Source organism: Streptomyces sp. NPDC001027 (genome assembly GCF_040299045.1).
In the GTDB taxonomy this organism is placed as follows: Bacteria; Actinomycetota; Actinomycetes; order Streptomycetales; family Streptomycetaceae; genus Streptomyces.
Map to the genome: position 1 here is coordinate 1 of NZ_JBEPBI010000367.1, position 5,598 is coordinate 5,598.

The 5,598-nt window shown below is 69.9% G+C and carries 2 protein-coding genes and 1 pseudogene; all 3 read right to left on the reverse strand.

Translation table 11 applies throughout. The features are described from left to right. Nucleotides 1-103: 103 nt before the first annotated feature. Nucleotides 104-2,413 carry a beta-L-arabinofuranosidase domain-containing protein gene (locus tag ABT300_RS40665; RefSeq protein ID WP_351687223.1) on the reverse strand — a complete coding sequence of 770 codons (2,310 nt, stop codon included), beginning with the start codon at nucleotides 2,411-2,413 and terminating at the stop codon, nucleotides 104-106. A 358-nt stretch (nucleotides 2,414-2,771) separates the two neighbouring features. Then, entirely contained in the window at nucleotides 2,772-5,210 is a 2,439-nt protein-coding gene (locus tag ABT300_RS40670; RefSeq protein ID WP_351687226.1) for a SpoIIE family protein phosphatase, read from the reverse strand. Nucleotides 5,211-5,370: 160 nt separating this feature from the next. Beyond that, a pseudogene (locus tag ABT300_RS40675) lies at nucleotides 5,371-5,598 on the reverse strand (hypothetical protein); the annotation flags it as partial.

Sequence of the window (5,598 nt, forward strand, 5' to 3'; positions counted from 1 at the left end):
GGTGAGCGGCACTCGATCCTGACGTCCGACATGTCGAACGAGATTCGAGGCGTCGAGCAGACTGAAGGGCGATGCGCTGTCAGGTTCCGCTGGGCGGCGGACCTCAACTCCGCAGGATGCGCCAGCGGTTGTCGGCGGTGCCGTCGTCCGCGTCCTGGACCGCGAACGCCCCGACGGCGGTGGAGTTGTTCGCGATGGCGAGCAGCTTGCCGCTGTTCACGTTGCGGATCTTGTAGGTCCCGTCGCCCTGGTCGAGCAGCGTCCATCGGTGGTCGGCGGTGCCGTTGTCCGACCACTGCAGCACGGTGGCCCCGTCCGCCGTGGACATGTCCAGGATGCCGAGCACCTTGCCGCTGTTGGCGTTGCGGAAGCGGACCGCGTTTCCGTCGGTGATCATCTCCCAGTTGTGATCGGCGGTGCCCGAGTCGTTCCACTGCAGGGCGCGGCCGCCGTCGGCCGTCGACATGTTCTGGATGCCCAGCACGAGACCGCTGCCCGCGTTGGCCAGCCGAACGGTGGCGGCGCCGGTGTTCCAGTAGACGGTGTAGTTGTGGCCGTGCGCGTTGTGGAACGGGCCCAGGTTGACGGTGGAGCCGTTGGCGGTGGCGGTGAAGGCGAGCGTGCTGCTGCTGGTGCGGGTGATCGAGGACGTGTTCAGCGAGGGAAGGGAACTGAGCGAGGCGTCACCGTAGTTGCCGGACAGGACCACCGGGCCGTAGGTGATCGCGGCGGCGTTCGCGTTGTCGTTGGCCGCGCGCATCACGATCCGCATGGGCAGGCGGACGGTGACCGTGTCGCCGGACGCCCAGGAGCGGTTCAGGGTGGCGTAGCTGCCTGGGGCGGTGGCGATGGACTGGGCGACGCCGTTGACGCTGACGGTGGCCCCGGTGGTCCAGCTCGGGATGCGGATGCGCATCGCCCAGGTTCCGCCGGCGTTGCCCGTGACCTGGAGGGTGGTGGTGTCGCTGTCGGGGAACGACGTGGTCTGGGTGACCGTCATTCCGCGCTCCGACCAGGTGAGCACCGAAGGCACGAACAGGTTCACGATCAGCGTGTCGTCGGTGCGGAAGTAGATGGAGTCCATCAGCCTGGTGTGCATCTCCAGGCCCGTGCCCTGGCAGCACCAGAAGGTGCCGTAGTCGGTGCTCCAGGTGCCGCCGCCCCACGCCGGGCCCACACCCCGTCGGCCTCCCGGGTTGAGGGGGGTGAAGTAGGTGACGTGGCCGTGGTCGTCGGCCGGGTTCTGCTGGCCGATCATCTGGTTCAGCCACGCCCGCTCGTAGTAGTCGAACAGCGCGGCCCGGTTCGGGTCCAGGGCGAACAGCTCCCGGGTGAGGCAGAGCATGTTGAAGGTGTTGCAGCTTTCGCAGGTGTCGTTGTTCAGATAGCCGGCGATGGCGTTCGGGGCGCGGAAGTGCTCCGCCTGGCTGTTGCCGCCGATGGCGTAGGTGTGCGAGTTGACGGTGATGTTCCAGGCGTTGGCGGCGATGTCCCGGTAGCGGGTCGTGCCGGTGGCCTTGTACTCCCGGGCGGCCCCGATCCACTTGGGCACCTGCGTGTTGGCGTGCAGTCCGCTGAGCCGGTCCTGGCCGGACGCCAGGGGGTCGAACACCGCGGCGTGGTCGAACCGTTGGGCCACGGTGAGCCACCGGGCGTCGCCCGTCTGCTGGTAGAGATCGGTCAGCACGGTGTTCATGCCGCCGAACTCGGTTCCCAGCATGGCCTGCATCTGCTGGCCGCTGAGCCGTCCGGTACGCCCGTCGACCCACCCGGCCAGGGCGAGGAGCACGTCACGGGCCTGGGTGCTGCCGATGTGGCGCCATACGTCCAGGAGGCCGGCCAGGGTCTTGTGGACGGTGTAGTAGGGCACGTTGCCGTTGGTCAGGGTCCGCTGCTCGAGAGCGGTGAAGTCGGACTCCGGGTAGCCGGAGAGGTATCCGGCGCTGAAACCGGCGGCGCTGTTGTTGGCCTGGCATTTGGCCAGTTCCGCGACCATGGTGGTCGCCTTGTCCCGGCAGACGGTGTCCCCGGTCGCGGCGTACAGCTGAGCCCATGCCGTGAGGAAGTGCCCTTGGACGTGGGTGCGGAAGGGGAACGTCGGCGCGTCCCAACCGCCGGTGGCGGCCGCGCCGTTGGTGGACAGACGGTGGTTGGCGCGGAAGTTGTACAGCAGTCGGTCGACGTCGACGAACCGCAGGTAGTTCCGGGTCCGGTCCTGGTTGTCCAGCCACCGGCTCGCGGTGAGCCGGACCTGGCCGAGGTCGAAGGGGTACGCCGTGACCCCGATGTCGGCCCTTGCGGGAGGGACGGCCGCGTGGGCGGGAGTCGCGCCGATGAGGGGCCCGGTGGCAGAGGCGGCGGCGGCCGCCCCGGCTGCTTGCAGGAGGCGTCGTCTGCTGACGGAGGAGGCCATGGTGCATCCTTCGGTGAGGAGGGGGCGGCAGCTTGGTCGTCGATGTGTCGGCTCATGGGGCCGGCGGCCGGATGCGGCCCGTCACGGGCTGGACTGCTGCCGACGCGGTGCCAGGGGTCTCGGTCCCATCGATCCGGTCCGCTGATACATGGGATGGATTAACGGACACGAGCATCGCCGGTGTCTAGACTTCCGACACGAAATCCTTGATCTTTCGTGAACGATTTTTTGCTGGTAAGCGACTTGACGATCCGTCGAACATCGGATGCAGCTCCGGCTCGGCGCCGCGCGGACGCGTGAGAGATGCGATGCGACAGCCGGACGAGACCGGCCCGACCTGCGCCGGGCCTTCACCCCGTCAAAGCCGCACCGCGCACCAGATGGTCTTGCCGTTGCTGGTGTGCCGCGTCCCCCATCCCTGGGTGAGCTGGGCGACGAGCAGCAGGCCCCGGCCGCCCTCGTCGAACGCGCGGGCCCGGCGCAGGTGCGGAGCGGTGCTGCTGGCGTCGGAGACCTCGCAGATCAGAGACGTGTCGCGAATGAGGCGTAGCCGGATCGGCGGCTCGCCGTATCTGATGGCATTGGTGACCAGCTCGCTGACGACCAGTTCGGTGACGAACGCCGCCTCCTCCAGACCCCAGGCGTCCACCTGGTCGACGGCGAACTTCCTGGCGCGCGGCACCTGTTCGGTGTCGGGCTCGACGTCCCAGTCGGCGACGTGCTGGGGAGCGAGCGCGTGGGTGCGAGCGAGCAGCAGAGCCGCGTCGTCGGTGCGGCGTTCGGGAAGCATGGCGTCGACCACCGCGTCGCACAGGACTTCCAGAGGCGTGACCGAGTGGTTCAGGGCGCGCTGCAGTTCGGCGAGTCGCTGGTCGACGTCGCGTTCGCGGCTCTCCAGCAGTCCATCGGTGTAGAGGGCGAGCAGACTGCCCTCCGGCAGCTCGAACTCCGCGGCCTCGAAAGGCAGTCCGCCGATGCCCAGCGGCGGACCGGGAGGGGCGGGTACCGGGGTCCTGGCGCCGTCGGGAGAGATGATCAACGGCAGGGGATGGCCGGCGCTCGCCAGCGTGAGGCGCCGCGAAACGGGGTCGTAGACGGTGTACAGGCAGGTGGCGCCGGACTCGCCCGTCGGCTGGAAGTGACTGTCGGGCCGGAGGTCGCTGGCGAGGTGGAGGACCAGGTCGTCCAGATGGGTCAGCAGCTCGTCCGGTGGCAGGTCGACGTCGGCGAGGGTGCGGACCGCCGTGCGCAGCCGGCCCATGCTGGCCGAGGCGTGCAGACCGTGGCCCACGACATCGCCGACGACCAGGGCGACCCGGGCGCCGGACAGCGGAATGACGTCGAACCAGTCGCCGCCGACTTCCGTGCCGGTCCCGCCGGGCAGGTAGCGCGACGCCACCTCGACCGCCTCCTGATTCGGCAACCCCTGCGGCAGCAGGCTGCGTTGCAGGGTCAACGCGGTCGTGCGCTCCCGCGAGTACCGGCGGGCGTTGTCGATGGCGACGGCGGCCTTGGCGGTCAGCTCCTCGGCAAGGATCAGGTCGTCGGCGGTGAAGGCCTCGGGCCGGTCGAGCCGGGAGAAGGCGACGACGCCGAGCAGCGCGCCGCGCGCCCGGAGCGGCACGGTGATCCGGCCGGTCAAACCGTCCGCGGCGAGGGACTCGTCGATCACCGGGTTGCCCGGCGGCCAGTGCGCCGGGTCCGCGGCGAGCCCCGGCCCGAAGGCCCACTCGCCGCCCTCGCCGGGCTCGACGGCGAGCTCGACCGTGGACAGGCCGGTGGCCATGCAGCGGGCGGCGACGGAACCGGGAGCGTGCGTGACCTGCGTCGTGGGTCCGGGCGCCCGGTCTGCGTCCTCCTTCGCGCTGTGCTGGGCGGCACGGCTGAGCGTGATCGTCTCGGCGGGGGTGAACGCGGACGCGGAGGGCGGTTCGTCGCCGTGCAGCACCTCCTCGAACAGATCCACGCTGACGAGGTCGACGAATCCCGGCACCGGGGTCCTGGCGAGTTCCCCGGCGGTGCCGATCACGTCGAGTGTCCGGCCGATGCCGCCGCTGGCCTGGTTGAGGAGGAGCAGACGCTGCCGGGCCCAGTACTCGGCGCTCATGTCGAATCCCCAGTTGGCGACCGCGCGGACCCTGCCCTCGGCATCACGGACCGGCCAGATGCTGGTGGCCCAGGCATGGGCGTAGTCACTGCCCAGGGAGCGGAAGACGGTGATGAGACGTGTGGCCTCGCCCGTTCTCACCACTTCCGCGAGAGCGTCGGTGTAGGGCTTGTCGTCCCTTTCGGGAAACAGCGTGCGGTCGAATTCGGGAAACACCTCGCGGTATCTCTTGCCGAGCACCTGTTCCTCGGAGTGCGCGATCACCCGGCCCGAGGAGGCGTTGATCCACAGGAACCGCAGCTCGGGGTCGTAGACGCCGAGAGCGAAGGGGGACTGCTCGAAGGCCCGGTCAGCGATCACCGGGCGGCGTCCCCACCGCTGCATGGTCACCACGCGGCCCAGCGCCCGTCCGTCGGGGCCGAGCAGTGCGTGGGCGGTCACCACGGCGTCCACCGTGGAGCCGTCCCGGTGACGCAGGGGAATGGACCCCGTGGCGTCGTCGGGCCCGGCGTCATGGTCGTCGAGGAGGCCGGGTGGCGAGGGCTCGACCAGCAGGTCGGTCAGGGGACGCCCGACGGTGTCCTCCGCCGTCCAGCCCAGCAGGAGACTGCCCCCCTGGCTCCAGCCGCTCACCGTGCCGTCCAGGTCCACTACGACAGCGGCTGTGGGGGCATCCTGTTCGTCGGCCATCTTCACGCACCAAGCCTCCGTCCGGACAGCCGTGCCCGTCAGGGCTGGATTCCAGCGGCTGCTTCCAGCCTAGATCGGCCCCCGCCCGGCTGCGCTCCGACTGACGCGTTCGAGCTGCGCCGCAGGCATTACTCCCTGCCCCAAGGGCCACAACGTGGCTTCAGTCGGGCCGGCAGGCTTCGCGCTCGAACTCGGCGACGGGGACGGTGGCGGTGGACTCCACACCGTCGTCGGAGACGCTCCGGTAGAGGACCGTCCCCGGGGTGAGCCGATCACGGTCGGCCAGCGTGAAGGCGACGCTCGTCGACGACCACGAGTTGTCCTCTGTCCACCCGTAGAGGGCGTACCTGGTGTCGGCGGTCAGCGGGGCCGGGGGAGTGGTCGCGGT